The 25,763-nt window shown below is 72.7% G+C and carries 24 protein-coding genes; 4 read left to right on the top strand and 20 right to left on the bottom strand.

Annotated elements, in window-relative coordinates; translation table 11 throughout:
• Positions 1-26 precede the first annotated feature (26 nt).
• A complete protein-coding gene (locus ACIRF9_RS24290) occupies positions 27-1,535 on the top strand; it encodes an APC family permease (RefSeq protein WP_403825881.1) in 1,509 nt (502 codons plus the stop codon).
• Positions 1,536-1,548: 13 nt separating this feature from the next.
• Here ACIRF9_RS24290 and ACIRF9_RS24295 read toward each other — a convergent pair whose 3' ends face one another.
• The gene (locus tag ACIRF9_RS24295; protein ID WP_403825884.1) at positions 1,549-2,046 is read right to left on the bottom strand and encodes a GbsR/MarR family transcriptional regulator; all 498 of its coding nucleotides are present in this window, start codon (positions 2,044-2,046) and stop codon (positions 1,549-1,551) included.
• 73 nt (positions 2,047-2,119) lie between these two features.
• On the opposite strand from ACIRF9_RS24295, the gene ACIRF9_RS24300 reads away from it, so the two are divergent.
• From ACIRF9_RS24300 to ACIRF9_RS24310, 3 genes are all read left to right on the top strand, one after another.
• Positions 2,120-3,061, top strand: a complete 942-nt coding sequence (locus tag ACIRF9_RS24300) for an ATP-binding cassette domain-containing protein (protein ID WP_403825887.1) — start codon at positions 2,120-2,122, stop codon at positions 3,059-3,061.
• Positions 3,058-4,626, top strand: coding sequence for an ABC transporter permease (locus tag ACIRF9_RS24305; protein ID WP_403825890.1), 1,569 nt, complete (start codon positions 3,058-3,060; stop codon positions 4,624-4,626). Before ACIRF9_RS24300 ends, ACIRF9_RS24305 begins: the two co-directional genes overlap by 4 nt.
• Positions 4,627-4,889: 263 nt before the next feature.
• Positions 4,890-5,114, top strand: a complete 225-nt coding sequence (locus ACIRF9_RS24310) for a hypothetical protein (RefSeq protein WP_403825893.1) — start codon at positions 4,890-4,892, stop codon at positions 5,112-5,114.
• Here ACIRF9_RS24310 and ACIRF9_RS24315 read toward each other — a convergent pair.
• The 19 genes from ACIRF9_RS24315 to ACIRF9_RS24405 all read right to left on the bottom strand — a co-directional run bounded on the left by ACIRF9_RS24315 (position 5,098) and on the right by ACIRF9_RS24405 (position 25,698).
• Complete coding sequence (locus ACIRF9_RS24315) at positions 5,098-6,315, bottom strand: cytochrome P450 (protein ID WP_403825896.1); 1,218 nt, start codon at positions 6,313-6,315, stop codon at positions 5,098-5,100. The two genes, ACIRF9_RS24310 and ACIRF9_RS24315, sit on opposite strands and share 17 nt — an antisense overlap.
• 82 nt (positions 6,316-6,397) lie before the next feature.
• Positions 6,398-7,120 (bottom strand): leucine-rich repeat domain-containing protein, encoded by a 723-nt coding sequence (locus tag ACIRF9_RS24320; RefSeq protein ID WP_403825899.1) that lies wholly within the window; start codon positions 7,118-7,120, stop codon positions 6,398-6,400.
• Between the two features lie 57 nt (positions 7,121-7,177).
• Complete coding sequence (locus ACIRF9_RS24325; protein WP_403825902.1) at positions 7,178-7,843, bottom strand: response regulator; 666 nt, start codon at positions 7,841-7,843, stop codon at positions 7,178-7,180.
• Positions 7,840-9,195, bottom strand: coding sequence for a histidine kinase (locus ACIRF9_RS24330; protein WP_403825904.1), 1,356 nt, complete (start codon positions 9,193-9,195; stop codon positions 7,840-7,842). Before ACIRF9_RS24330 ends, ACIRF9_RS24325 begins: the two co-directional genes overlap by 4 nt.
• 102 nt (positions 9,196-9,297) lie before the next feature.
• Complete coding sequence (locus ACIRF9_RS24335; RefSeq protein ID WP_403825907.1) at positions 9,298-9,975, bottom strand: response regulator; 678 nt, start codon at positions 9,973-9,975, stop codon at positions 9,298-9,300.
• On the bottom strand, positions 9,972-11,432 hold the full coding sequence (locus tag ACIRF9_RS24340) for a sensor histidine kinase (protein WP_403826425.1): 1,461 nt from the start codon (positions 11,430-11,432) through the stop codon (positions 9,972-9,974). Before ACIRF9_RS24340 ends, ACIRF9_RS24335 begins: the two co-directional genes overlap by 4 nt.
• Position 11,433: 1 nt before the next feature.
• Positions 11,434-12,678, bottom strand: coding sequence for an acyltransferase (locus tag ACIRF9_RS24345; protein WP_403825910.1), 1,245 nt, complete (start codon positions 12,676-12,678; stop codon positions 11,434-11,436).
• The gene (locus ACIRF9_RS24350) at positions 12,671-13,705 is read right to left on the bottom strand and encodes an alpha/beta hydrolase (RefSeq protein WP_403825913.1); all 1,035 of its coding nucleotides are present in this window, start codon (positions 13,703-13,705) and stop codon (positions 12,671-12,673) included. Before ACIRF9_RS24350 ends, ACIRF9_RS24345 begins: the two co-directional genes overlap by 8 nt.
• Positions 13,706-13,866: 161 nt before the next feature.
• Positions 13,867-14,751: an alpha/beta hydrolase gene (locus tag ACIRF9_RS24355; RefSeq protein ID WP_403825915.1), complete on the bottom strand. Its 885-nt coding sequence runs from the start codon at positions 14,749-14,751 to the stop codon at positions 13,867-13,869.
• Between the two features lie 244 nt (positions 14,752-14,995).
• Positions 14,996-16,231: a kynureninase gene (gene kynU / locus ACIRF9_RS24360; RefSeq protein ID WP_403825918.1), complete on the bottom strand. Its 1,236-nt coding sequence runs from the start codon at positions 16,229-16,231 to the stop codon at positions 14,996-14,998.
• Positions 16,224-17,063, bottom strand: a complete 840-nt coding sequence (locus ACIRF9_RS24365) for a tryptophan 2,3-dioxygenase family protein (RefSeq protein WP_403825921.1) — start codon at positions 17,061-17,063, stop codon at positions 16,224-16,226. Before ACIRF9_RS24365 ends, kynU begins: the two co-directional genes overlap by 8 nt.
• A 148-nt stretch (positions 17,064-17,211) precedes the next feature.
• Positions 17,212-17,625 carry a DUF3151 domain-containing protein gene (locus ACIRF9_RS24370; protein ID WP_403825923.1) on the bottom strand — a complete coding sequence of 138 codons (414 nt, stop codon included), beginning with the start codon at positions 17,623-17,625 and terminating at the stop codon, positions 17,212-17,214.
• A gap of 327 nt (positions 17,626-17,952) precedes the next feature.
• Complete coding sequence (locus ACIRF9_RS24375) at positions 17,953-19,422, bottom strand: MFS transporter (RefSeq protein ID WP_403825925.1); 1,470 nt, start codon at positions 19,420-19,422, stop codon at positions 17,953-17,955.
• A 59-nt stretch (positions 19,423-19,481) separates the two neighbouring features.
• Positions 19,482-20,504, bottom strand: coding sequence for a class II fructose-bisphosphate aldolase (fbaA, locus tag ACIRF9_RS24380; protein WP_403825927.1), 1,023 nt, complete (start codon positions 20,502-20,504; stop codon positions 19,482-19,484).
• 185 nt (positions 20,505-20,689) lie between these two features.
• Positions 20,690-21,238, bottom strand: a complete 549-nt coding sequence (gene pyrE / locus ACIRF9_RS24385; RefSeq protein ID WP_403825929.1) for an orotate phosphoribosyltransferase — start codon at positions 21,236-21,238, stop codon at positions 20,690-20,692.
• Positions 21,239-21,248: 10 nt separating this feature from the next.
• On the bottom strand, positions 21,249-22,046 hold the full coding sequence (locus tag ACIRF9_RS24390; RefSeq protein ID WP_403825932.1) for an aldose 1-epimerase: 798 nt from the start codon (positions 22,044-22,046) through the stop codon (positions 21,249-21,251).
• Positions 22,047-22,517: 471 nt separating this feature from the next.
• Complete coding sequence (locus tag ACIRF9_RS24395) at positions 22,518-23,363, bottom strand: SRPBCC domain-containing protein (RefSeq protein ID WP_403825934.1); 846 nt, start codon at positions 23,361-23,363, stop codon at positions 22,518-22,520.
• Between the two features lie 107 nt (positions 23,364-23,470).
• A complete protein-coding gene (locus ACIRF9_RS24400) occupies positions 23,471-25,075 on the bottom strand; it encodes a polyamine aminopropyltransferase (RefSeq protein ID WP_403825937.1) in 1,605 nt (534 codons plus the stop codon).
• 92 nt (positions 25,076-25,167) lie between these two features.
• Positions 25,168-25,698 carry a DUF2617 family protein gene (locus ACIRF9_RS24405; RefSeq protein ID WP_403825940.1) on the bottom strand — a complete coding sequence of 177 codons (531 nt, stop codon included), beginning with the start codon at positions 25,696-25,698 and terminating at the stop codon, positions 25,168-25,170.
• Between the last annotated feature and the right edge of the window lie 65 nt (positions 25,699-25,763).

The following is a 25,763-nucleotide window of genomic DNA, read 5'->3' on the forward strand; positions in this document are numbered from 1 at the left end:
GGACGGGCAAGGAGAGGGGCCACCCGATGGCAGTGGACGAGGGCGTCGCCCCGGCGGCGAGCACAACGGAACAGGGAGTCGTTCATCGGCTCAAGCCCAACGCCGTGGGCCTGCTGGGCGTGGTCTTCATGGCCGTCGCGACGGCCGCGCCGATCACCGCGATGACGGGCAACGTGCCCTTCATGGTGTCCGCGGGCAACGGCGTCGGCGCACCGGCGAGCTATCTCGTCGCAATGGTCGTCCTGGCAATCTTTTCCGTCGGCTTCACGTCGATGGCGAAGCACATCACGTCCACGGGCGCCTTCTACGGCTTCATCTCGTACGGCCTCGGCCGCTCGGTCGGTCTCGCCTCCGGCCTCCTCGCCACCTTCGCGTACGTCGTGTTCGAGCCGGCGCTGATCGGCATCTTCTCGACCTTCGCCACGACGACCCTCGAGGACCAGACGGGACTGCACGTCCCGTGGTGGGCGTTCGCGGTCCTGATGCTCGCCATCAACGCGACCGGCACCTGGTTCGGCGTCTCCGTCGCCGAGAAGCTGCTCGTCGTGCTCCTCGCCACCGAGGTGACGATCCTCGCCGCGATGGCGATCTCGGTCGCCTTCCACGGCGGCGGACCGGACGGCTTCAGCATCGACCCGGTCAACCCGGTCAACGCCTTCAAGGGCACGTCCGCCGGCCTCGGGCTGTTCTTCGCCTTCTGGTCGTGGGTCGGCTTCGAGTCGACGGCGATGTACGGCGAGGAGTCCCGCAACCCGAAGAAGATCATCCCCAAGGCGACGATGATCTCCGTGCTCGGCGTCGGCGTCTTCTACGTCTTCGTCTCCTGGATGGCCATCACCGGCACGGGCGAGTCGGACGCCGTGAAGGTCGCCACCGAGGACCCGCTGGGCCTGTTCTTCAACCCCACCGAGCAGTACGTCGGCCACTGGGCGGTCGTCGTCATGCAGTGGCTGATGATCACCGGCTCGCTGGCCTGCGGCATGGCCTTCCACAACTGCGCCGCCCGCTACATGTACGCCCTGGGCCGGGAAGGCGTCCTGCCGTCCCTCCAGCGCACCGTCGGGCGCACCCACGCCCGGCACGGCTCCCCGCACATCGCGGGCCTCGTCCAGACGATCGTCTCGGCCGTGCTGATCGGCGCGTTCTGGGCCGCGGGCAAGGACCCGTACACCGGTACGTACGTCCTGCTCGCGATCCTCGGCACCATGGCGATCCTCGTCGTCCAGGCGGTGTGCTCGTTCGCGGTGCTGGTGTACTTCCGCTCGCACCACCCCGAGAGCCGGCACTGGTTCAAGACCTTCGCCGCGCCGCTCGTCGGCGGTGTCGCGATGCTCGCGGTGGTGGCGCTGCTGGTGTCCAACATGGGCGTCGCGGCCGGCCCGGAGTCGGGCTCGCTGGTGCTGAAGGCCACCCCGTGGATCGTCGCCCTGATCGCGGTGGCCGGCGTCGGCTACGCGCAGTACCTGAAGAAGAGCGCGCCCGAGCGGTACCAACTGCTGGGGCGGACGGTGCTGGAGGAGACCAAGGAGCGTTAACCGCCCCGAAGAGTCAACGGTCCCCGAACAACTGCTCGCGGTGGATCCGCCACCGCTCCATCATGGCCGAGACCTCGCCCTCGACGAACTCGAAGAAGGCGAGCGTCTCGGCCATGCGGCGTCCGGCCGGGGTGTCGGCGCCGAGACTGGCGACGCCCTCGCGCAGGGCGCCCTCCCAGCGCTTGATGAGGGCCTCACGGTTGGTCAGGGCCTCGTACCACTGGTTGCTGTGGACCCGGTAGCGCTCGCGCCGCGAACCCGGCTCGCGCTCCCGGGACACCAGGTGCACCTGCGCGAGATAGCGCACCGCGCCGGAGACGGCCGCCGGGCTGATCTGCAGCCGCTCGCCGAGCTCGGCCGAGCTCAGGGCTCCGTCGTCGGAGGCGAGCAGCGCGGCGAAGACCCGGGCCGGCATGCGCGGCACGCCCGCCTCCACGAGCTGCGCCGCGAAGGACTCGACGAACCGGGAGACGGCCTCGGCGTCCCGCTCGACCTCAGCTGATTCCGTCATGGACCCATCCTATCGAGCGTTCAGTGGCTTCCTTATCTTCACAAAGTTCTGAAAGAAGCGTACGTTCGGAAGCATGACGAAGGCCATCACGGTGTCCGGACTGCACAAGTCCTTCGGCCGCACGCACGCGCTGGACGGTCTCGACCTGGAGGTCGAGACGGGCGAGGTGCACGGCTTCCTCGGCCCCAACGGCTCCGGAAAGTCGACGACCATCCGCGTCCTGCTCGGCCTGCTGCGCGCCGACTCCGGTGCCGCGCAGGTCCTCGGCCGCGATCCGTGGGCCGGCGCGGTCGAGGTGCACCGCCGCATCGCCTACGTCCCCGGGGACGTGACCCTGTGGCGCAACCTGTCCGGCGGCGAGGTCATCGACCTGTACGGCCGGCTGCGCGGAGGCCTCGACGCCGGGCGCCGCGCCGACCTCATCGACCGCTTCGAGCTGGACCCCACAAACAAGGGCCGCACCTACTCGAAGGGCAACCGGCAGAAGGTCGCCCTGGTCGCCGCCTTCGCCTCGGACGTCGACCTGCTGATCCTGGACGAGCCGACCTCCGGCCTGGACCCGCTGATGGAGGAGGTCTTCCGGCGCTGCGTGGAGGAGGAACGGGACCGGGGGCGCACGGTCCTGCTGTCCTCCCACATCCTGAGCGAGGTCGAGGAGCTCTGCGACCGGGTCAGCATCATCCGCAAGGGCCGGACGGTGGAGAGCGGCTCACTCGCCGACCTGCGCCATCTGGCCCGGACGAGCGTCACCGCCGAACTCGCCGGCCCGCCCAACGGATTGGCCCGTCTGCCCGGCGTCCACGACCTCGACGTCCAGGTGGGGGTCCCCCCGGACGGAGTCTGGGGGAGGGTCAGGTTGCAGGTCGACACGGACAAACTCGACGCCGTCCTGCGGTCGTTGACCGAGTCGGGCGTACGGTCGCTGACCTCGACGCCCCCGACGCTGGAGGAGCTGTTCCTGCGCCACTACCAGGAAGACGGGGCCGACCCGGCCGACGAGGTGGCGGCGCGATGACCGCCCTCGTGGGCACCGGCACCCTGCTGCGCTTCGCGCTGCGCCGCGACCGGCTGCTGATCCCCGTCTGGGTGGCCGTGAACACCCTGATGGTCCTCTCCATGCCGAACACCCTGGAGAACCTGTACGGCACCCCCGCCGACCGGGCCGACCTGCTCCGCCAGATGGACACCAACGCCTCCCTGCGCGCCCTGATCGGCCCCGTCTTCGACGACTCCCTCGGCGCGCTCACGGCGTGGCGGGTCGGCGTGTACGCGGGTGCGCTCGCGGCGGTGACCAGCCTGCTGATCGTCGTACGGCACACCCGTGACGAGGAGGAGAGCGGCCGCCAGGAGCTGATCGCGTCCGGTGCGGTGGGTCGGCGCGCCTCGCTGACGGCGGCGCTGCTGGCCGCAGGGGTCGCGAACGGCGTACTGGCCCTGCTGGTGACGGCGGGCCTGGCGGGCCGGGGCACGGCGGGCGCCCTGAGCCTCGGCCTCGGACTGGCCGGGGTGGGGACGCTGTTCGCCACGACGGCGGCGATCGTCGCGCAGCTCACGGAGAGCGCACGGCTGGCGCGGGGGCTCACGGCGGCGGTGCTGGGCGCCGCGTTCGTGCTGCGGGCGGCGGGCGACTCGGCGAAGGACGACGGCTCCTCCGTGTGGACCTGGCTGTCCCCGCTGGGCTGGCTGGAGAACCTGCGGCCGTTCGCGGACGAACGCTGGTGGGTGCTGGGACTGTTCGCCGGAGCGGTCGCGGTGCAGACGGCGGTGGCCTATGTCCTCGCCGGGCGCCGGGACGTGGGCATGAGCTTCCTGCCCACCCGGCCGGGACCGGCGGCCGGTCGCCTGGCCTCGGCGGGCGCGCTGGCCTGGCGGCTGCAGCGGGGCGGCGTGCTGGGCTGGAGCATCGGCTTCTTCCTCGCCGGGGTGGTCTACGGCGGGCTGGCGGAGGGCGCGGCCGACCTCGTCGCCGACAACGACAAGGCCCGCGAGATCTTCGAGCGGATGGGCGGCCAGTCGGGTCTGACGGACGCGTTCCTGGCGGCCATGGTCGGCATGCTGGGCCTGATCGCGTCCCTGTACGTGGTCGGCTCGGTGCTGCGGCTGCACGGCGAGGAGACGTCGGGCCGGGCGGAACCGGTCCTGGCGAACGCGGTGGGCCGGCTGCGCTGGGCCGCCGGCCATCTGCTGATCGCCTTCGGCGGCTCGGCCCTGATCATGCTGCTGGCGGGCCTCGGTTTCGTGGCCGGCCACGGCAAGGAGGCGGGCGCCATCCTGGCCGCCTGCCTGGTGCAGCTCCCGGCGGTGTGGGTGGTCGGCGGCCTCGCGGTCCTGCTGTACGGCTGGGCCCCCCGGCTGGCGCCCGCCGCGTGGGCCGTGGCGGGCGCGGTCCTGCTCATCGGCTGGATCGGACCGGCGCTGGACGTCCCGCGGACGGTGCTGGACCTGTCCCCCTTCGGCCACCTCCCGAAGCTGCCGGGCGGGGAGCTGAGCTGGGAGCCGGTGGGGGTGCTGGTGGTCCTGTCGGGGCTGCTGGTGACCGCCGGTCTGGCGGGACTGCGTCGCCGTGACCTGACCGCCTGAGGCCGGCGGGGAACCCCGGCGGACCACAGGAGACCGACGAGGAACCCCGGCGGACCACAGGACGCCGGCGGGGAACCCCAGCGGACCACAGGACACCGGCGGGGAACCCCAGCGGACCACAGGACACCGACGAGGAACCCCAGCGGACCACAGGACACCGGCGGGGAACCCCGGCGGACCGCAGGAGACCGACGAGGAACCCGGACGGACGGAGGATGTCGGCGGCGGAACCCCGCGGCGGCCCGTGCGCGTCCCTCCCGGGCATGGGACAACGTACGCAGGCCGCCGCCGGGTGTCTGACCGTGGCCCTCGGGGCGGGCGCGGGGCTCGCGGTGTGGTCGATCGACGTCCGCTCCCGCCTCTGGCGCTTCGAGCAGGCCCCCGACCTGAGCGTCCTCTACGCGGAGCTGCCGCTGGCGCTGCTCGGCGGAGCGGCGGCGGGCCTGGTCCTGTGGGCGGTGGTCAGCCGCGTCACAGGGAGACGGTGAGCCCCTCCAGTCCCCGGATCACGAAGTTGGGCTTCCTCCTCGGCTCCGCCGCCAGGGTCAGCGTCGGGGCCTTCTGAAGGAGTGCCGTCATCGACGCGGCCAGCTCGATGCGGGCCAGCGGCGCGCCGATGCAGTAGTGGATGCCCGCGGAGAACGAGATGTGCGGGTTCTCCGCGCGGGTGAGGTCCAGGTTCCCGGGGTTCCGGAACACCTCGGGGTCATGGTTGGCGGAGCCGAAGAGCATGGCGATCTCGGCGCCCCGGGGGACGGTCGTCCCGTCGATCTCGATCTCGTCCAGCACCCACCGCTCGAAGAGCTGCAGCGGGGTGTCGTACCGCATCAGCTCCTCTACGGCGGAGGGGACGAGCGAGTGATCGGCACGGAGGGCGGCGAGCTGGTCGGGGTTCCGGAAGAGCGCCCACCAGCCGTTGACGGTGGCGTTGACGGTCGCCTCGTGCCCGGCGTTGAGCAGCAGCACGGCCGTCGAGATCATCTCCTGCTCGGTGAGCCGGTCGCCTTCGTCGTGCGCGGCGATGAGTCCCGAGATGAGGTCCTCCCCGGGCTCCTTGCGACGGGCGGCGATGAGCTCCCGCAGATACTCGGAGAACTCGACGGAGGCCCGCACGGCCTTGGCCGCCGTCTCCTCCGAGGGATTCAGCTCGTACATCCCGCAGATGTCCCCGGACCAGGGCCGCAGCGGCGCACGGTCGGCCTCCGGAATCCCGAGCATCTCGGCGATCACGGCGACGGGCAGCGGCTCGGCGACATCACTGAGCAGGTCACCGCCGCCGGCCTGCACCAGCCCGTCCACCAGCTCCCCCGCGAGCTGCCGCACATACGGCTTCAGCTGCTCCACCGTGCGCGGTGTGAACGCCTTCGACACCAGCCGCCGGATCCGCGTGTGGTCCGGGGGTTCCAGATCGAGCATCCCGTGGTCGTTGAGCGTGTGGAACGGCTCGTGCTCGGCCGGCGGCGCACCGCGCCCGAAGTCCTCGTGCGTGAACCGGTGCTGATACGTCCGCCCCAGCCGTCGGTCGCGCAGCAGCGCCGACACATCCGCGTGATGCGGGACCAGCCACTGGTTCGTGGGCTCGTAGTGGATGACCCGGCCCCGCTGCCGAAGCTCGTCGTAGGCGGGGTAGGGGTCGGCGAGGAACGCCGGGTCCCAGGGGTCGAAGCGGAGGTCGTCAGCTGCTGCCATGCACGGACGCTAACCGCTCGCCGGGCTGCTGACCAGGGGGTCTTGACGAGTCCTGAGAACGGTGGCGGACATGCCCTGAGGCTCAGCGGGCGGGCGGCTGGACCACGCTCGGCCCGCCGCGATGGGCGGTGGGGACATGGTGCGCGGCCGGCTGGGGCAGCGCGTCGACGCAGTCCTGCGAACAGGCGTTGACCAGCAGGGGCAGTACGTCGGTCGCGACGGGCAGCGACACCCAGACCTGCTCCGGCCCCGACGCCGGCAGGGCCCCGGCGCAGACACTGCACGCACCGGCCGTCTCGGCCTGCGGCACCGGCGGCCGCAGCGAGGGGAACGGGACCCGGGTCTTGAAGTTGCCGTAGAGCGCGCGCGTACTGACCGTGCTGCGCCGCAGGTTCGCGCACCGGGTCACCTCGTACGGGAACCAGTGCAGCCGGTAGGAGGTGTAGGGCGTGAACTCCTCCAGGCTCTCCATCTCGCCGATCTCCGGCGGGATCCGGACGAGATTGCTGCCGTACAGCATCAGATGCCGTACCGCCTTGAGCTTGGCGATGGTCGGCGGGAGCGTGACGACCTGCCGGCGCTCCTCCGCCGTCAGCTCCGCCAGCGGCCTGAACTCCTCCCGCCCGTCGGCGGCCGCCTCCTCGACCAACGCGAGAAGGCGCTGCCATCCCGGCGCCGACGTGTCCTGGCGTTCGGTGTGCAAGCGCATGTCGGCCGCGGTCGGCACCTCGCTGGACGGCGCGAGACACCCGCACCAGTCCCGCCCCGGCGATCCGGACGCCTGCGGTTCCCCACCCTTGGTCATGCCGCACAACCTAGGGGAATCCACAACGCGTTGGACAGGCCGAGCGATGAGAACACCTCAGCCCGGCGTCACCAGCCTCGCCTCGTACGCGAACACCGCCGCCTGGGTCCTGTCCCTCAGGCCCAGCTTGACCAGGATCCGGCTCACATGGGTCTTGATCGTCGACTCCGCGACCACCAGGCGACCGGCGATCTCCACGTTCGACAGGCCCTGGGCGATCAGCACCAGCACCTCCGTCTCGCGTTCGGTCAACTCGCCGTAGGACGCCTGGGCGGTGTGGGTCAGACGGGGGGCGTCCGTGAGTTTCGAGAACTCGGTGATCAGCCGCCTGGTGACGGAAGGGGCGAGCAGCGCCTCGCCCGCCGCCACCACCCGCACACCGTCCGCCAGCTGGCGCGCCGAGGCGTCCTTCAGCAGGAAGCCGGAGGCTCCGGCGCGCAGGGCCTGGTACACGTACTCGTCGAGGTCGAAGGTGGTCAGGACCAGGACCTTCGCCGCGCCGTCCGCCGCCACGATCTCCCGTGTCGCCTCTATGCCGTTCAGCTCCGGCATGCGGATGTCCATCAGGACCACGTCGGGGGACAGTTCACGGACACGGTCCACCGCCTCGCGGCCGTTGACCGCCTCGCCGACGACCTCGATGTCCGGCATCGCGTTCAGCAGGACCGAGAAGCCCTCGCGCACCATCATCTGGTCGTCCGCTATCAGTACACGGATCGTCATGCTCCACCTTCACCAGAGGCCAACGGCACCGGCAGGAACACCGCCACCTCGTAGCCACCCTCCGCCGTCGGCTCCGCCGTCATCTCGCCGTTCAGCATCGTCACACGCTCGCGCATCCCCGTGATGCCGTGGCCCGCGCCGGGTGAGGGCTTGACGAGGGAGGGGTTCGGCGGCGGGTCGTTGACTACGCGCAGGCCGAGTCCGCCGAGGACGTACCCGATCTCCACGCGGGCGCTCGCGCCGGGGGCGTGGCGGAGCGTGTTGCTCAGGGCCTCCTGGACTATGCGGTACGCCGACAGCTCGACGCCCTGCGGGAGTTCACGGACCGCGCCGGTGAGGGTCTTCGTCACGTCCAGACCCGTCTCCCGCACATTGGCGAGGAGCCCGTCCAGCTCGGCCAGGGTCGGCTGCGGGGCGTCGGGCACCTCGTAGTCCTCGGCGCGCACCACACCCAGCACCCGGCGCAACTCGGTGAGGGCCGCGACCGCGTTCTCCCGGATCGTCGCGAAGGCCTTCTCCAGCTCCTCCGGCGGGTTCTCCACCCGGTAGGGGGCGGCCTCCGCCTGGATGGCGACCACCGACATGTGGTGGGCGACCACGTCGTGCAGCTCGCGGGCGATCGTGGTGCGCTCCTCCAGCAGCGTGCGCCGGGAGCGCTCGTGCGCGGTGACCGTCTGCTGGGCCGTCATGTCCTGCTCGGCCTGCCGGCGTATGTGCCAGACGGTGACGGCGAGCAGGACGATCGCGGAGGTGACCATCATGGGCCCGACGTTCGTCGGGTAGTAGTCCCGGCTGAAGGCCGTCTCGACGGTGAAGCCGTAGGCCGCCGTCAGCAGCCACATCCAGGCCGCCGTGCGCGGACGGGTGCGGATCGCGACGACGGCCAGCACCACCAGGTGGGAGATGAAACTGGGCGGCAGCCAGGGCCAGTTGCCGTACGTCTCGCCGAGGAGGGCGACCAGCGTCGTCGACACCAGCGACAGCCAGAACGCGGCGGCCGGACGGACCAGTGTCAGCAGCACCGGGGCCAGGACGAGCAGGCCGCTCAGAACGTCCGTCGAGCCGCCTCCGCCGGGCATCACGGCGACCAGCATCGCCAACACACCGCCCGCCGCGACCAGCGCGTGCCGCGACCAGGTCGCGTACTCCCGTTTGCGGCCCTTCAGCCGCCGGGTGAAGGGGCCGGTGGGCTCCCTCGGGGGGAGCGGGCGATAGGCCAGCACGTCGTCGAACAGGTCCTGTCGCATCCCGCGCAGGGCGTCCATGGCCGCCCGGATCTCCGGGCTCTTCGGCTGGTAGGCGCCGTGCGGGTCGTCATGGGACGGCATGTGCGTCTGCGTCGTCTCGGTCACATTCAAAACGGTAGGCGGGATGAGGGGTCGCGGTCGTCACCAGTGAGAGGGGTTCCGGCGGATCCGTCTCAAGTACTACGGGTCCCGTCGGGGAGTACCCGCTCAGTACCCCGACGGTCTCACCAGCCCCGACTCGTAGGCGAACACCGCCGCCTGGGTGCGGTCACGGAGGCCCAGTTTCACCAGGATGCGGCCCACATGCGTCTTCACGGTCTGCTCGGCGACGACGAGATGGCGGGCGATCTCCGCGTTGGACAGGCCCTGCGCGATCAGGGTGAGCACCTCCGTCTCGCGTTCCGTGAGGCCGCCGACCCGCTCCTTCAGCGGCAGTCTCGGCGTGCCGTTCAGCCGGGAGAACTCGGCGATCAGCTTGCGGGTGATACCGGGGGCGAGCAGGGCGTCGCCCGCCGCCACGACCCGCACCGCCTCGGCGAGCTGGTCCGCGGAGGCGTCCTTCAGCAGGAACCCGGACGCCCCGGCGCGCAACGCCTCGTACACGTACTCGTCGAGGTCGAAGGTGGTGAGCACCAGCACCTTGATGGCGGGGTGCGCGAGGGTGATGCGGCGGGTGGCCTCGATGCCGCCGAGCTCGGGCATGCGGATGTCCATCAGGACGACGTCCGGGGCGAGTTCGGCGACCTGCCCGACGGCGTCCAGGCCGTCCACCGCCTGCCCGATCACCTCGATGCCGGGGTGGGCGTTGAGCAGCACGGTGAAGCCCTGCCGGACCATCTGCTGGTCGTCGGCGATCAGTACGCGGATGGTGCCGCCGCTCGTCATGTTCTCTCTTCTCCTGTGGGAGGCGGGTCGTCGGGGAAGACGAGTTCCAGGCCCTCCGGGGTCCCGAGGTCCTGGTGCGGAGGCGCGACGCCGTCCCTCGGCAGGAACGCCGTGACCGAGAACCCGCCGTGCAGCGTCGGATGGGCGACGACATGGCCGCCGAGCATCGCCGCCCGCTCCCGCATGCCGAGCAGGCCGTGGCCCGCGCCCGGCGAGGGCCGTACGGGGCCGCTCGGGCGGCTGTTGGTGATGTCCAGATCCAGACCGTCGGGCCGGTGGGTGACGTGTACCCGCACCTGGGAACCCGGCGCGTGCCGCAGCGCGTTGCTCAGCGCCTCCTGGACTATCCGGTACGCCGACAGCTGCACGCCCGGCGAGTACCCGGGCGGTTCACCCTCGACGTCGGCGACGACGTCCAGCCCCGCCGCGCGGGTGTTCTCCAGGAGGGCGTCGAGGCGGTCGAGGGTGGGCTGCGGGGTGTCCGGGGCGGTGCCGTCGCCGGCCGCGCCGAGGCCGTAGGGGTCGTCGGGGTTCTCCGAGCGCAGCACACCGAGCACCCGGCGCAGTTCGGTGAGCGCCTCCAGGGCGTTCTGCCGGATGCCGGCGAGGTTCTCCTTCAGTTCCTCGGGCGGGTTCTCCACGAGATGCGGGGCCACCTGGGCCTGGATGGAGATCACCGACATGTGGTGGGCGACCACGTCGTGCAGCTCGCGCGCGATGCGGTTGCGCTCCTCCAGAAGCGTGCGGCGGGCACGCTCCTCGGCGGTGATGCCGGCCTGCTCCACGAGCTGATGGCGGGCCACGCGGCGGCCGCGCAGAGCGGTGCCGAGGAGGACGACGACGGCGAACAGGGTCATCGCCAGAACACCGGTCGGCGTGTAGCTCGCGCCGCCGAGCACGCCCTGGACCAGGTAGGTGGCGAGTGCCGTCACGGCCAGCGCCTCCACGGCGACGCGGGTGGGCACCCTGAGCGCGAGCAGCAACAGCACCATGCAGTGCGCGACCAGACCGGGCGGGCCCCACGGCCAGCCGGGGTAGTCCGGGGCCGTTTCCGGACGGGGCACACCCAACGGCCACTGGCGGGCGTCGAAGTTGAGGTCGGCGAGCATCTGGCCCCGGGCGCCCAGCGCGGCCACCACCGTGACGACCAGGGACAGCCACCACGCCGGCACCGGCCGCCACAGTGCCAGCACCACCGCCACACCCTGCAGCAGCGCGCACACCGTGCCGTACTGCACGCCGAGCTCGTAGCGGTCGACCATCTGGTCGAAGTTGGCGACCGTCGTGCCGAACGCGACCAGGCAGACCAGGCCGTGCGGCAGCCAGCGCAGCCAGACGAAGGGCGGAAGGGGGTCCGCCCGGGCCGTCCACAGGTCGTCGCGCAGCACCCGCAGGCCGCGGATCACCCAGCTCTGCACCCCGGTCAGCACCCCCTCCACCCCGTTCGTCCGCACCACCCTAGACACGGCGGGCCTCCGGCAGCCTCGACGGTTCCGGCCGCCCGGCGACCCGCACCACCCGTGACCGCTCCGCGGACCCGCGGACACGCCGTGCCCCGCGGCTCTCGAAGCCGTGGAACGCCGACCAGCACACCCCGAGGACGAGGGCGAACACCGGCAGCCACAGCAGTCGGGACGCGACCCAGTCCAGGCCGTCCGGGACCGTGTGCAGGCCGGGCAGCCGGCCCGCGAGGAGGCCGGTGGCCGTGGTCGCCATCATGGCCGTCTGGTGCCAGAGGAACACCGTCATCGCGGAGAGGTTCACCAGGGCCACGGCCGCCCAGGCCGACGGACGGGTCATGGCGCGGCGCAGCCGGTCGCGCAGCAGCAGGGCCAGCCCGCACTGGGCGAGGCCGAAGGTGACGGCGGCCAGGGTCGGCGGGTTGAGGTTGGAGACCGCCGCGCCGGGCACGCCCACCATCGACGCCGGATAGCCCGCCCAGCCGACCAGCACGGCCGTCGCCACCGTGCCGCCGACGAACAGCGTCCAGCCCGCGCGGGGGCGCTCCAGCTCGCCCCGGCTCCAGGCCGCGCCCAGGGTGTAGGGCACCAGCCAGCCGGCCGCGAGGTTCACCCAGCCGAGCCAGGACGGGCCGCCCAGGCCGAAGCGCACCAGGTCCACATGGAGGACGACCGCCAGCGGCCACAGCGGGTTGAGCCGGGCCAGCAGCGGGGTCGCGGCCGTCAGCGCGGCGAACACCAGCAGGAACCACAACGGGGACAGCGCCAGCTTGACCACGGTGTGCACGGTCACGAACGACGCGCCGCCCAGCAGCAGGCCCACCGCGGCCACCGTCCACACCGCCGGCACGGCCGCCACCGGCCGGAACAGCCGGGCCAGACGCGCCCGCAGCCATGTGCCGTAGACACCGTGGCGGCCGTCCCGCTGTGCCCCTCGCGCGCGGGCGGAGGCGAGGCTGCGGGTCGCCACATGGCCGCCCACCATGAAGAACACGGCGAGGGTCTGGAACACCCAGGACACGGGAGCCAGCCAGGGCATCGGGCCGAGGGGGCTCGCGGCGCGCAGGCTGTCGCCGTCGGCGACCAGGGCGGTCACCAGCCAGTGGCCGAGGACCACACCGAGGATGGCGAGCGCACGCAGGGCGTCCACGGCGCGGTCGCGCTGCGGGGGCGTGGCCGCGTCGATACGGGCCGCGGCCTGCCGTATGCCGGACAGCCGGCGCACATCGCGGGTCTCAGGCACGGGTCACCTCCGTCGTCTCGCCGAGCACGATCCGGGCGAGGTTGGCCAGGGAGACCGAGCCCGGGGAGAAGTAGTCGCTGTGGCCGCCCTCGCCGGCGGCGAAGACACGGGCGCCGAAGGCCGGGGAGACCGGGTCGGTGCCGAAGCCGACCGTCGTGCCGAACAGGTCGGCGCTGACGTGCGGCACGTCCGCCACCCAGTCGTCGGCGCCCCGGGCCGCCCAGACCCGAGCGCGGGTGTGCAGGCCGGCCGCCTCGTCCACGCCCGTGCCGGGGCTGCCGAGCAGGGCGATGTCGTCCACGTCGAGGCCGGGAGCGGCGCGGCCGCACACGACCGAGCCGTACGAGTGACACAGGAGCGAGATGCGGGTGCCCGAACCGGTGACGGCGCGCAGTTCGCCTACGAGGTCGCGCAGTTCGGGGGCCGCCTCGTCGGCGCGGGTCGGGGTGAGCACGGTCGTGCTGACCGTGCCCGGTGTGGTGTAGCCGAGCCAGGCCACCACCGCCGTACGGCTGCCCGCGCCGGTCCGGCGGGTGAGCCGCTCGTGCAGGGCCGCGGCGCCCGCGCGGAAGCGGCCGTAGGTGTCCAGTGAGGTGTCGGAGCCCGGTATCAGGACGGCGACGCGGTCGGCGTGGGCGAGATCCCCGAACACCTCCGTGGCCCGGCCGTCACCACGGCCGTCGAAGGCGAGCAGCTTGTGGGTCGGGGCCGCCAACTCCCGGTCGGCTGCCGCGCGGTGGTGGTCGCCGTGGGCCGCGGCCATCCGGGACGCCTCGGCGGCGTTGGCCCGGTTGGCGGCGTACGCCTCGTCGAGGGTCGCCGCCGTCGGCGCGGCGAGGCGGGCCGGAGCGGGGGCGGGGATGTCCGGCCGGGCCGCCGCCGTGAGGGGGACGACGACGGCTGCGGTGATCAGGACCGCGAGAAGGGCGCGGATCCAGCGCCGGCCGCGAGGCGTTCCCTCCCCACGGCGCCGCCCGCCCCGCCCGCCCCGCAAGCGAACCCCACGCACCCCGTCGTACCCGGCCATCCCGCCCCTCCCCCGCCAGTTCGCCCGTCATCGGGCCGTCCAGGCTTGGAAGTTACGGATCGGCGCTCGTCGTTCGCGTCCCGCTGAGGAACTCTCCTCCGACGTAGCTCTCAGGTATTACGGGTACGACAACCAGGGGCTGCCGACAGAACCAGAGGCCGTCACCACGCCAGTTGGGCGATCTCCTCCGCCACCACCGCGCACGCGTCCGCCGCCGGATCGATCAGCGGGAAGTGGCCCACATCCTCCAGCAGGGTCACCCCCACCACCTCCCCCGCCTTCGCCGCCGCGTCCGCGTACGCGTCGGCGACGGCCTGCGGGACGACCAGGTCGGCCCGCCCCTGGACCAGGGTCGTGGCGATACCGGTCGGCAGCAGCAGGGCGGGGTCGGCGTACGGCTGCCGCTCGGCGAACAGCTCGTCGCCGCCGAGGAGTTGACCGGCGGCGCCCCCGCACACATCGAGCTTCTCCGCGACCGCGAAGTCCGCGATCGGGGCGAGGGCGACCACGCCCCGCAGCAGGGCGGGCCCGGCCGTGCGCCAGGCGGCGTCGGCGGGCAGGACGTGCCGGGCCGCCGCCCACAGCGCGAGGTGGCCGCCCGCCGAATGGCCGGTGAGCACCGTGCGGCGGGCGTCGGCCTGCGGCAGCGCCTGCGCCACGAGCGCGGGAAGCGCGTCGAGGGCCGCGGCAACGTCGTCGAAGGTGTCGGGCCAGCGCCCCGCGACCGGTGACCCGCCGGTCCCGGCCACCCCTTCCGCTCCCCGCCGGTACTCCACGTTGGCCACGGCGAAGCCGCGTCGCGCCAGGTAGTCGGCGAACGGCGTGATGTGCAGCCGGTCGTACGGCGCTCGCCAGGCACCACCGTGCAGTACCACGACGAGGGGCGCGGAGTCGCCGGGAGCGGCGTCTTCCCTGGGGGCGTAGAAGTCGATCACCTGGTCGGGGTGGTCGCCGTACGCGGCGGTGGTGTCGGGGTCGACGGGCGGGTGCGAGAAGGCCGACTTCTCCTCGGCAACGGCCCGGGCGGCGACGACGTCGTCCGACATGCTCCAACCTCTCAGCGACGAAACGGTTTTGTACGGTGCGGGGTGGCGGACCAGGTGAGAATTCGGCCGTTGGCGGGGACGGTATCAGGCCGGTGACGTGCGCGGACACGCGGATGTCACGCTCGGTGAGGGTAAACGGTTCTGTAGGTCTGGTGTCGACACCTCACCCCTATACGCAGCCGACCACCGGCATCGCTCAGGACACCGGTGGTCGGTATGCGCTCGACGGAGACGGAAGCCTCCGTCAGCCCAGGATCTCCCCCAGCACCCGGGCCGCCCGCTCGACGTCCGCGAACCCGACGTACAGCGGGGTGAAGCCGAAGCGCAGCACGTCAGGGTGCCGGAAGTCCCCGACGACCCCACGCTCGATCAGCCGCTTCATCACGTCACCGGCGATGGGGGCACCTCCCGCTCGAGCGAATTCGAGAGTGGGGGAGCAGCGCAGCGCCACCTGGCTGCCGCGCTCCTCGTGACGTACCGGAGTCAGCGACTCGACGCGCCCCTCGGGAACGTGGGCGGCGACGCACTCCAGGAAGAAGTCCGTCAGGGCGAGGGACTTGGCGCGGACGGCCTCGATCGAGACGCCCTCCCAGACCTCGAGTGCCGCTTCCAGGGCGAGCATGGACAGGATGTCGGGCGTGCCGACACGGCCGCGCGCCGCGCCTGTCGCCGGCTCGTAGGCGGACCGCATCCCGAACGGCTCGGCGTGCGAGTTCCAGCCGGGCAGCGGGGAGTCGAAACGGTCCTGCAGCCCCCTGCGCACATACAGGTACGCCGGTGAACCCGGGCCGCCGTTCAGGTACTTGTAGGTGCAGCCGACCGCGAGGTCCACGCCGTGCTCGTCGAGGCCGACGGGCAGCGCGCCCGCGCTGTGGCACAGGTCCCAGACGGCGACGGCGCCCGCAGCGTGCACGGCGGCGGTCAACCCCGGCAGGTCGTGCAGTCGGCCGGTGCGGTAGTCGACGTGGTTCAGCAGCACCGCGGCCGTACGCTCCGACAGCGCGCCCGGCACCTCCGCCGGGGTCACCGGCCGCAGCGTACGGCCGGTCATCCGGGCGGCCGACTCGGCGATGTAGCCGTCGGTCGGGAAGGTCGTCGCGTCGACGAGGATCTCGTCGCGGACCGTGGAGGAACCGTCCGTCTCCGCGATCCGTACCGCGCCCACCAGCGCCTTGAAGACGTTGACGCTGGTCGAGTCGCCCACCACGATCTGCCCGGCCCCGGCGCCCACCAGCGGGGCGATCCGGTCGCCGATCCGCTCGGGGGCGGTCCACCAGCCGCTCTCGTCCCAGGACCGGATGCGCAGCCGGCCCCACTGACGCCGTACGACGTCCTCGACGCGGCCGGGGACGGACGCGGGCAGCGCGCCCAGCGAGTTGCCGTCGAGGTAGACCGCGTCGTCGAGGACGAACTCGGCGCGCTTGTCGGCGAGTTGGTCACCGGAGTCCAGCTCCCGTGCCTTGAAGGCGAGGTCAGACATGGGACCTCGCCGTCCACAGCTCGGGGAACACGTTCTTCTGCGCGCGCTTCTCCAGCCAGGCCACGCCGGCCGAGCCGCCCGTGCCGGCCTTGGCGCCCATCGCGCGCCGGGTGGCGACGAGGTGGTCGTTGCGCCAGCGCCACACCAGCTCGGCGACGTCGGTCAGTGCCTCGCCGAGGCGGGCGAGTTCGTCGTGCTCGTCACCGGCGTACAGCGCGGTCCACACGGCCTCGACCTCCGCCGAGGGCTCGTAGCGGAGCGCGACGTCACGCGTCAGCACGGCGTCCGGGACCGCGTGCCCGCGCCGCGCCAGCAGCCGCAGCACCTCGTCGTACAGGCTCGGCTCGTGCAGGGCCTTCTCCAGCTCGGCGTGGACGCGGGGCGCGCCCCGGTGCGGGACGAGCATCGACGCGGACTTCTCGCCGAGCAGGAACTCCATCCGCCGGTACATCGCCGACTGGAAGCCGGAGCCCTCACCGAGGGCGCCGCGGTAGGAGTTGAACTGGGCCGGGGTGAGCTGCGAGAGCGGCCGCCAGGAGGCGTTCAGCGCCTCCAGTTCCCGTACGGAACGCTTCAGCGCGTCGGTCGCGACCTGCACGTCGTCCGCGCGCAGAGCGCGTGCCGCGGTCTCCCACTCGTGGACGATGACGGTGAACCACAGCTCCATGACCTGGGTCGTCACCAGGAAGACCATCTCTCCGGGGTCGTCGGAGAGGGTGTGCTGGAGGTGGGTGAGGACGTCGGCCTTGACGTAGTCCTCGTACGGCGTGGTGCCGGCGAAGTCGAGATGCGGGGTCTCGGGCTCGTGGGTTTCGTGAGCCTCTTGGGACATCGCTGTCTCCTGTAGTACTCCGGGTAGCGGTCCGCCCCTGCCGATGCCGACACGGGGGCCCCGGTCCCCACCGGCATCTTCCGCATCAGGGCCGGATCCCGCAAGGCCCGCCCGGATCACGGACGGGCCCGTAGGGGACGTGGGACGACTAGCCCAGGGTCTGGGCCGCCGTCGGCGAGGAATCCTTCAGGAACTGCGTGCAGCGCTCGTACTCCTCCTGCTCGCCGATCGCCTGCGCGGCGCGGGCGAGGGCGTGCAGGGCGCGCAGGAAGCCGCGGTTCGGCTCGTGCTCCCACGGGACCGGGCCGTGGCCCTTCCAGCCGCCTCGGCGCAGGGCGTCCAGGCCGCGGTGGTACCCCGTACGGGCATACGCGTACGACTCCACCACACTGCCCCGCTCGAACGCGTCGTCGGCGAGCTGAGCCCAGGCCAGCGAGGACGTCGGGTACTTCGCGGCGACGTCGGCCGGCGCGGTGCCGTTCGCGAGCAGGTCGCGCGGCTCCGGGTCGTCGGGCAGGTGGGTCGGGGGCGGGCCCCCGAGGAGGTTTTCGTGAATCGACATGAGTCCAGTGTGGGGGATACGACGGGGTCGAGGCGGGTTGGCCGCAAGGCACCGGCGCGGAAGCCGCCCGGGGGCGGGTCGCGCACCCCGGCGCTCACGGGGTGCCGCCGCGCCCACCCGTGCCGCCCCAGCGGCACGACTGCCCGCAGCTACGGAGCTCCCCGAGCGGCACGCTTGCCGCAGCTGCGGCGAGCAATCGGGCGGCGTGACTGCAACCCCCTAGGGGCGCGGGGAACTGCGCGACCAGCCCCCACCGGCCCGCACCCGACGACGGCGCCGCAGGCCAGGTAGGCCGACCGCGTCCGGCGACAGCCACGGCGTCGCAGGCTAGGTCAGCCGTTTCCCCGCTCGGCGGCCCTCCAGGGGTGGGGCCGTCACGCTGCCGTGGGTGCGGCATTCCGGGCGGGTGCAGTCCGGGGCCGGGCGCCGGACCGTCGTGAAGGCGACCGCGGCGCCCAGCACCAGCGCCCCGGCGCACCACACCATCGCCTGCCGGAACGCGTCGTCGAAGGCGTCCGGCGAGCGGTACGCCTCGGGGCCCATCCCGGTCAGCAGGGGCAGCGCGGCCACGGCGACGAGTCCCGCCGCGCGGGCCGCCGCGTTGTTGATCCCGCTGGCCAGCCCGGCCCGCGCCACGTCCACCGAGGCCAGGACGGTCGCGGTCAGCGGGGCGACCAGGGTGACCAGGCCGACGCCGAGCACCAGGACGGCGGGCAGGACGTCGGCGACGTACGAGGCGTCCTCCCCGACCCGCAGCATCAGCAGCATGCCGGCGGCGCACAGCAGGGGGCCGACCGTGAGGGGGATGCGCGGGCCGATGTGGTTGGCCAGTTCGCCGGACCTCGCCGAGAACAGCAGCATCAGCACGGTCGTCGGCAGCAGTGCCGTACCGGCGGCGAGCGCGGAGTACCCGGCGACGACCTGGAGCTGGACCACGGAGAGGAAGAAGAAACCGCCGAGCGCCGCGTACACACACAGGGTGACCAGGTTGACGGCGGTGAACTGGCGGGACGCGAAGATGCCGAGCGGCATCATCGGATCGGGCCGGCTTCGCTCGACGTACACGAACGCCACCCCGGAGGCCACCCCGGCCACGGCCGTGAAGGCCACGGCCACGGACCCCTCGCCCGCCTCGATGAGCGCGTACGTCACCAGTCCGAGGGCCAGCGCGCCCAGGACGGCCCCCAGGACGTCGAAGCGGCCCTGCGCCCGCTCTCCCGCGCTGGACTCCGGTACGTGCCGCAGCGCCACCGGCACGCACACCACCGCCAGCGGCACGTTCAGCAGGAACACCCACCGCCAGCCCGGCCCGTCCACCAGCCAGCCGCCCAGGAAGGGGCCGACCGCCGCTCCGATGCCGCCGAAGCCCGACCACAGGCCCACGGCCCGCCCCCGGTCGTCGGGGTGGAAGGAGGCCTGGATCAGCGCCAGGGAGCCCGGGGTGAGGAGCGCGCCCCCCACACCCTGCAACGCCCGCGCGGCCACCAGCACGCCCGCGTTCGGCGCGAGCCCGCACAGCAGCGAGGCGGTGGCGAACCACACCACCCCGACGACGAACACCTTCCGGCGGCCGTAGCGGTCCCCCAGGGAGCCGCCCAGCAGGATCAGGCCGGCCAGCGTCAGCATGTAGGAGTTGACCGTCCACTGGAGGGCGGCCATGTCGGCGTCCAGGTCCTGGCCCATACGGGGCAGAGCCACGTTGACGACGGTGGAGTCCAGCAGGGCCATGCTGGAGCCGAGGACCGTGGTGAACAGGATCCACTTGCCCTGGGGGGAGGCCATCCGGACATCGGGCATGCCCCCAGGTATACAGCGAGCCCGGCGCCGAAGCACCGGGCTCGCTGCCACCACACGGGTTACTTGATCTTCTGGCCCGCCGACCGCAGGTTCTGCGTGGCCTCGACGACACGCGCGGCCATGCTGGCCTCTGCGAGCTTGCCCCAGGTCCGCGGGTCGTACGTCGACTTGGAGCCGACCTCGCCGTCGACCTTCAGGACGCCGTCGTAGTTCTTGAACATGTGGGCGGCGACGGGACGCGTGAAGGCGTACTGGGTGTCCGTGTCGATGTTCATCTTGACGACGCCGTTCTCCAGCGCGGTCGCGATCTCCTCCTCCGTGGAGCCGGAGCCGCCGTGGAAGACGAAGTCGAACGGGGACTGCTTGCCGTACTTGGCGGCGACGCCCTCGTTCAGCTCCTTGAGCAGTTCGGGACGCAGGACGACGTTGCCCGGCTTGTAGACGCCGTGGACGTTGCCGAAGGACGCGGCCAGCAGGTAGCGGCCCTTCTCGCCCAGGCCCAGCGCCTCGACCGTACGGATCGCGTCCTCGACCGTGGTGTAGAGGGAGTCGTTGATCTCGTGGGAGACGCCGTCCTCCTCGCCACCGGTCGGGGTGATCTCCACCTCGAGGATGATCTTCGCGGCGGCGGCGCGGGCCAGCAGCTCCTGCGCGATCGTGAGGTTGTCGGAGAGGGTCTCGGCGGAGCCGTCCCACATGTGCGACTGGAACAGCGGGTTGCGGCCGGCCTTCACGCGCTCCTCGGACACCGCGAGCAGCGGACGTACGTACCCGTCGAGCTTGTCCTTCGGGCAGTGGTCGGTGTGCAGGGCGACGGTGACCGGGTACTTCTCGGCGACGATGTGCGCGAACTCGGCGAGGGCCACGGCGCCCGTCACCATCTCCTTGCTGTACTGGCCGCCCAGGAACTCGGCACCACCCGTGGAGATCTGGACGATGCCGTCGCTCTCGGCCTCCGCGAAGCCGCGCAGCGCCGCGTGCAGGGTCTGGGTCGAGGTGACGTTGATGGCCGGGTAGGCGAACTTGCCTGCCTTCGCCCGGTCGAGCATCTCGTTGTAGACCTCGGGGGTTGCGATGGGCATCTGTCCGCTCCTTGGTATGTGCGGGTTGGCGATGTGCGTACACGCGTACGCGTAGTACTACGGCCCTGACCTAGACCTTGGGTGCGACGTCATCGTCGTCCCCATCTTTCCAGACATGCGCGAATGGTCCAGGCCGAGTCCACGGCCGACGCGCGCACGGGTCAAGTCCAGGTCAAAGGAGCTGGTCAGTCCAGACCCAGTTCATCCTTCGAGAAGGCGAACAGGTACGGCACCCCCGCACCCTCACGGATCTTCTCGTCGGCCCCGGTCGCGCGGTCCACGATCGTCGCGACGGCGACGACCTCGGCACCCGCCTCGCGCACGGCCTCCACGGCGGCCAGCGGGGAACCGCCGGTGGTGGAGGTGTCCTCCACGACCAGGACCCGGCGGCCCTTGATCTCCGGGCCCTCGACGCGCCGCTGGAGCCCGTGCGCCTTGGCCGCCTTGCGCACGACGAAGGCGTCCAGCCGGCGGCCCCGCGCGGCGGCCGCGTGCAGCATGCTCGCGGCGACCGGGTCGGCGCCCATGGTGAGGCCGCCGACGGCGTCGAACTCCAGCTCGGCGGTGAGGTCGAGCAGCACCTGCCCGACCAGCGGGGCGGCCTCGCCGTCGAGGGTGATGCGGCGGAGGTCGACGTAGTAGTCCGCCTCCAGACCCGACGACAGGGTCACCTTGCCGTGCACCACGGCCTTGTCCTTGATCTGCTGCAGCAGCTCGCCACGTACGTCCGTCATGCCGCCCAGCTTAGAGGCGGCTCCACCGCCAGGTGGTCGTGGCCTCCAGCGGCTCCAGCGGTGTGACCTGGCGCGGGAGGGTGTTGAGGCCGTTGGGCGGGCCGGTCTGCGGCTCCACGCAGACGGCCGCCTCCTGCTCGTCGTAGACGACGACCCACTCCTGCGGGCTGGTCACGTCGACCCGCAACTGCCCCGGCCAGGTCAGCGCCACGGACACCCCGCCCGGCATGCCGAAGCAGTCGTCCCAGGGGCCCGGCTTCGGCTCGATCCGGTTCCCGGTCGGCAGGTGGTCCTCCCCGCGCTCCTCCTGCCAGGCCGGGTCGAAGGCGACCTGGACGTCCTGCCCGGACGGTCCTCCGAGGTTGCGGTTGAACCAGGGGTGCCAGCCGATCTGCGCCGGGAAGGACGAGCCGTGCGTCTCCACGCCCATGGTGAGCGTGAGGGCGTCCTCGGTCAGCGTGACCACCTGGGTGATCCGGCCGGGGTGGGGCCACGGCTCCACCAGGTCGTACGTCAGCACGGCCTCGTCCGCCGTCACGCGCGCGACCTTCCAGGCGCCGTCGCGGGCGGTGCCGTGGATGGCGTGGGGCGCGGCGTTCAGCGGCATCTGGTGGACGGTCGCACCGTCCCGGAACCGGCCGTCACGGATCCGCCCGCACCAGGGGACCATCGGGAAACAACCGAACCGCTCGCCCTGCCGCAGCAGCTCCAGCCCGCCGACGCGCAGCCCACCGACCCGCCCGCCGTTCCCCGGCTGCACGGTCGCCTCCGCGTCGCCCGCGGTCAGCGTGATGTCTTCGTTACTCACGCGACGACCCTACTGGCCCGATCAAGGAGCCGCCCCCTCCCCCACGACCGCCTCCGGCGAGCGGCCCGCCCCACGCCGCCTTCGGCGGGACCCGAGCCCGGCACGGTCACCGTCGGCGGGCGGCGAATTCGGCCCAGCCGCCGCAGGCGGGGGACGGCCGCGACACCACGGCCGCGCGCGACCCGCCCGACACGACCGCCCTCGACAGGGGCGACCACGCCCGGCGAGCGGGCCCGCCCAGCACAGCCGCCCTCGGCAGGACGACGCGACACAACCACGGCCGCGCACGGCACGACCGCCCACATCAGGCGGCGAGTCCGACACGACCGCCCTCGGCAGAGGCGGCCACACCAGAGCCGGCGAGCGAGCCCGCCCAGCACAGCCGCCCTCGGCAGGACGACGCACGGCACAGCCGCCCTCAGCGGGACGGCACGACGCGCCCACGGCCGATCGGCGGCGCGCCCGGCGTGGCTATCGTCGGCGGCGCAGGGCTCGGCCCACCACGATCGCCGATGCCACGACCAGTGCCGCGGCGGGTGCCGCCCAGCGGAGTGTGCTGTTCGGTACGACGGTCTGCGGCGCCGGCACCGGGGCGTACCGGCCGCGCGGCGGGGCGTGGTCCACCTCCTCCGCGCTGCGCCCGATCATCGTGCGGCGCGCGTGCGCGGCCTCGGCGGGCGGCTCACCGGATTCGGCGGATTCGGCGGATTCGGCGGGCTCGGCGGGCTCGACCGGCTCCGCGAAGTCGTCCAGGCCCTCGTCGAGCCCCTGGTCGGGCCGTTCCGCGATGTTCTCGGCCTCCTCGCCGAACTCCTCGTCCAGCCCGGAGGGCGGGACCTCGGTCTCGAAGACGGTCACCGTGGGCTCTTCGGCGGGCTCGGACTCCTCGTCCGGGACCGCACCCGCCCCCAGGCTCTCCGCGAAGCGGTTCAGCAGGCGCGTGGCCGCCGCGCCCACCTGCTCCTCGGGCAGCTCGGCGACCCGGCCGTCCGCCGACGCCGTGCCCTCGAAGCGGAGTGTCGTGCCGGCGTCGGTGTCCCGCAGTCGCACCAGAAGAGCGAGCTTCACGGAACCGCTGCCGCGGGCCTCGGTGGCGTCGCCCTCCACGGCGTACGTACCGTCCTCGCGCGCGGAGACCCGTACGGACCCCCGGTAGGTGATGGTGTGGCCGCCGATACGGACCTTCAGCCGCCCGGCGACGGGTTCGGTACCGGCGTCCTGCTGGAGGCCGGGCACCGCACGGGCCACCTGCGCGGGGTCGGCGAGGACCGCCCTCAGCCGCTCGGCCGGAACCGGAACGAACACCTCATGCTCCATGGTCGCCGAGCCTACCCAGCCCTCCACCGAAAGCACCCGGCAAAACCGGGATTCGGCGCCCCGGAACCCGGCGCGGTGGTACCCCTCGATGCCCGTCGGTACGCCCGTCAGTACCGCGGATGCACCAGGGTCGACGCCCGTACCCCCGTCACCCGGGTCCGCTGGACCGCCCGTGCGCCGGCGGTGAGGGTCTCCTGGGTGAGGGTGCGCAGGGGGTGTCCGGCGGGGGCGAGGCGCAGTGGGGGGCGGGTGTCGGCGGCGGCCAGGACGATGCCCCAGTCGTGGGGGGCGCCGGGGAAGCCGAGGTCGCGGCCGTCGACGCGGTAGGGGGCGGTGTGCAGGCCGGCCGCCCGCAGGGTCGCCTCCACGGTCCAGAAGTCCCGCGGCCGGCCGGTCACCGGCCCGGCGTGCACGGCGAGCCGCCCGCCGGGTGCCAGGACGCGCCGGGCGAGGCCGTAGAACTCCTGGGAGTAGAGCTTGGTGCTCGCGGTGATGCCGGGGTCGGGCAGGTCCGCGATCACCACGTCGTACGCCGCCGCGGTCGCCCCGCGCAGCCAGTGGAAGGCGTCGGCGGTGGTGACGTGGACGCGGGGGTCGTCGTAGGCGCGGGCGTTGAGGCGGGACAGGGCGGGGTCGGTGCGGGCGAGGCGGACCAGGTCGGCGTCGAGTTCGACGACGTCCACGCGGCGTACACCGGGGAGGGTGAGGGCCTCGCGGGCGGCGAGGCCGTCGCCGCCGCCGAGGACGAGCACGCGCGCGTGGGGGCCGTTCATCGCGGGGTGGACGAGGGCCTCGTGGTAGCGGCGTTCGTCGCCGCCGACGCGGAGCCGGCCGTCGAGGTAGAGGTCGAGGGGGCGGCCGTGGGTGCCGCCGGTGAGGACGACCTCCTGGACGCCGGTCCGCAGGGCGACGCGCACCTCGTCGCCGTAGACCGCCTGGCGGGCGGCCCGCTCGAAGTCGTCGACGAGCACGGCGGCGGAGGCGAGGACGCCGATGACGGTCACGCCGGCGACCAGCAGGAGCCAGCGGGCGCGGCGGGTGAGGTCGCGGCGGAACAGGCCGAGGACCAGGGCGCCCCCGGCGACGACGTTGACCGCCCCGGTCAGCAGGGAGCTGGTCAGCTGGCCGAAGAACGGCAGGAGGAGGAAGGGGAAGGCCAGGCCGCCGACGAGCGCGCCGACGTAGTCCGCGGCGAACAGGTCGGCGACCGCGCCGCCCGCGTCCTGGCGGCGGACGCGCTGGATGAGTTCCATCAGGAGGGGGACCTCGGCGCCGATGAGCAGGCCGATGGCGAGGGAGAACGCGACGAGGAGGACGCGCGGACCGTCGGCCCACAGGCCGCCCCAGCCGCCCGTCCAGGCGAACACCGCGTACAGCGCCATCGCGCTGCAGCCGCCGACCAGGGCCAGGACCGCCTCCAGGGCGCCGAAGCCGGCCGCGGCGAAGCGGCGCAGCCGTTTGGCCGCGAGGGAGCCGATGCCCATCGCGAAGACCATGACGGACAGCACGACGGAGGCCTGGGTGACGGAGTCGCCCATCAGGTAGGAGGCGAGGGCGACCAGTTCGAGCTCGTAGACGAGTCCGCAGGCCGCGCAGACGAACACGCACATGAGGACCAGGAACCGCCCGACGTCCGGCCGGACGGGCAGCCGCGCGGGGCCGCGCCACGGCGGTGGGGCACCGGGCGGGGCCGGCGCGTGCGGTTCGATCACAACGGCGACGTTACGTCACTGCACGCGCACGCCTCGTCACCCACACGTGTGGAAGGTGACTCTCAAACATCCATGCGCCCCGGACGGACATCTCACGCCGGGCCGGATGCGTCCGGGCGCGCCCGGACGCCCACGCGCGTCCGCGTCGCCACCAGCTGCCCGTCCTGCGGGTACGCGTGCCAGGTCCGCCAGTGCACATGGCCCTCGTGGCGCTGGGCGAGCAGTGCGGTGAAGGCGTGCGGGCTGCCGGGGAAGACCCCGGCGAGGCCGTGCGGGTGGTCGGCGACGAGGGCGAGCAGCTCCTGGGCACGGCCCGCGAACTGGCCCGGCGTCAGCTCCTCGACGCACGCCGCGAACTCGTACTCCCAGTCACCCACCCGCTTGGCGACACCCAGCGGCAGCGGCGTGCTGCTGCCGGGGAGGCACGCCACCGTCTCCGAACAACAGCCCTTCTCCTCCTCCAGCAACACTTGGTGCGAGGCTCCCAGCAGTCGCAACTGGAGCTTGGCGCCGGACAGTTCGAGATCGAGGGTGGCTAGGGCGGGCAGCGGCTCACGCCCCAGGGCCCAGGCGAGGTCGGCCGCGCGCGTGTCGGTGTAGGACGTGTTCAGGGTCGTGAGCATGGATCGGCTCCGCGAAGACGCAAGGAGGGAGGGAAGGTGGCGCACCCCGGTGGACCCGGTAGACA

It is taken from the genome of Streptomyces sp. NPDC096132 (assembly GCF_044763345.1).
Classification (GTDB): domain Bacteria; phylum Actinomycetota; class Actinomycetes; order Streptomycetales; family Streptomycetaceae; genus Streptomyces.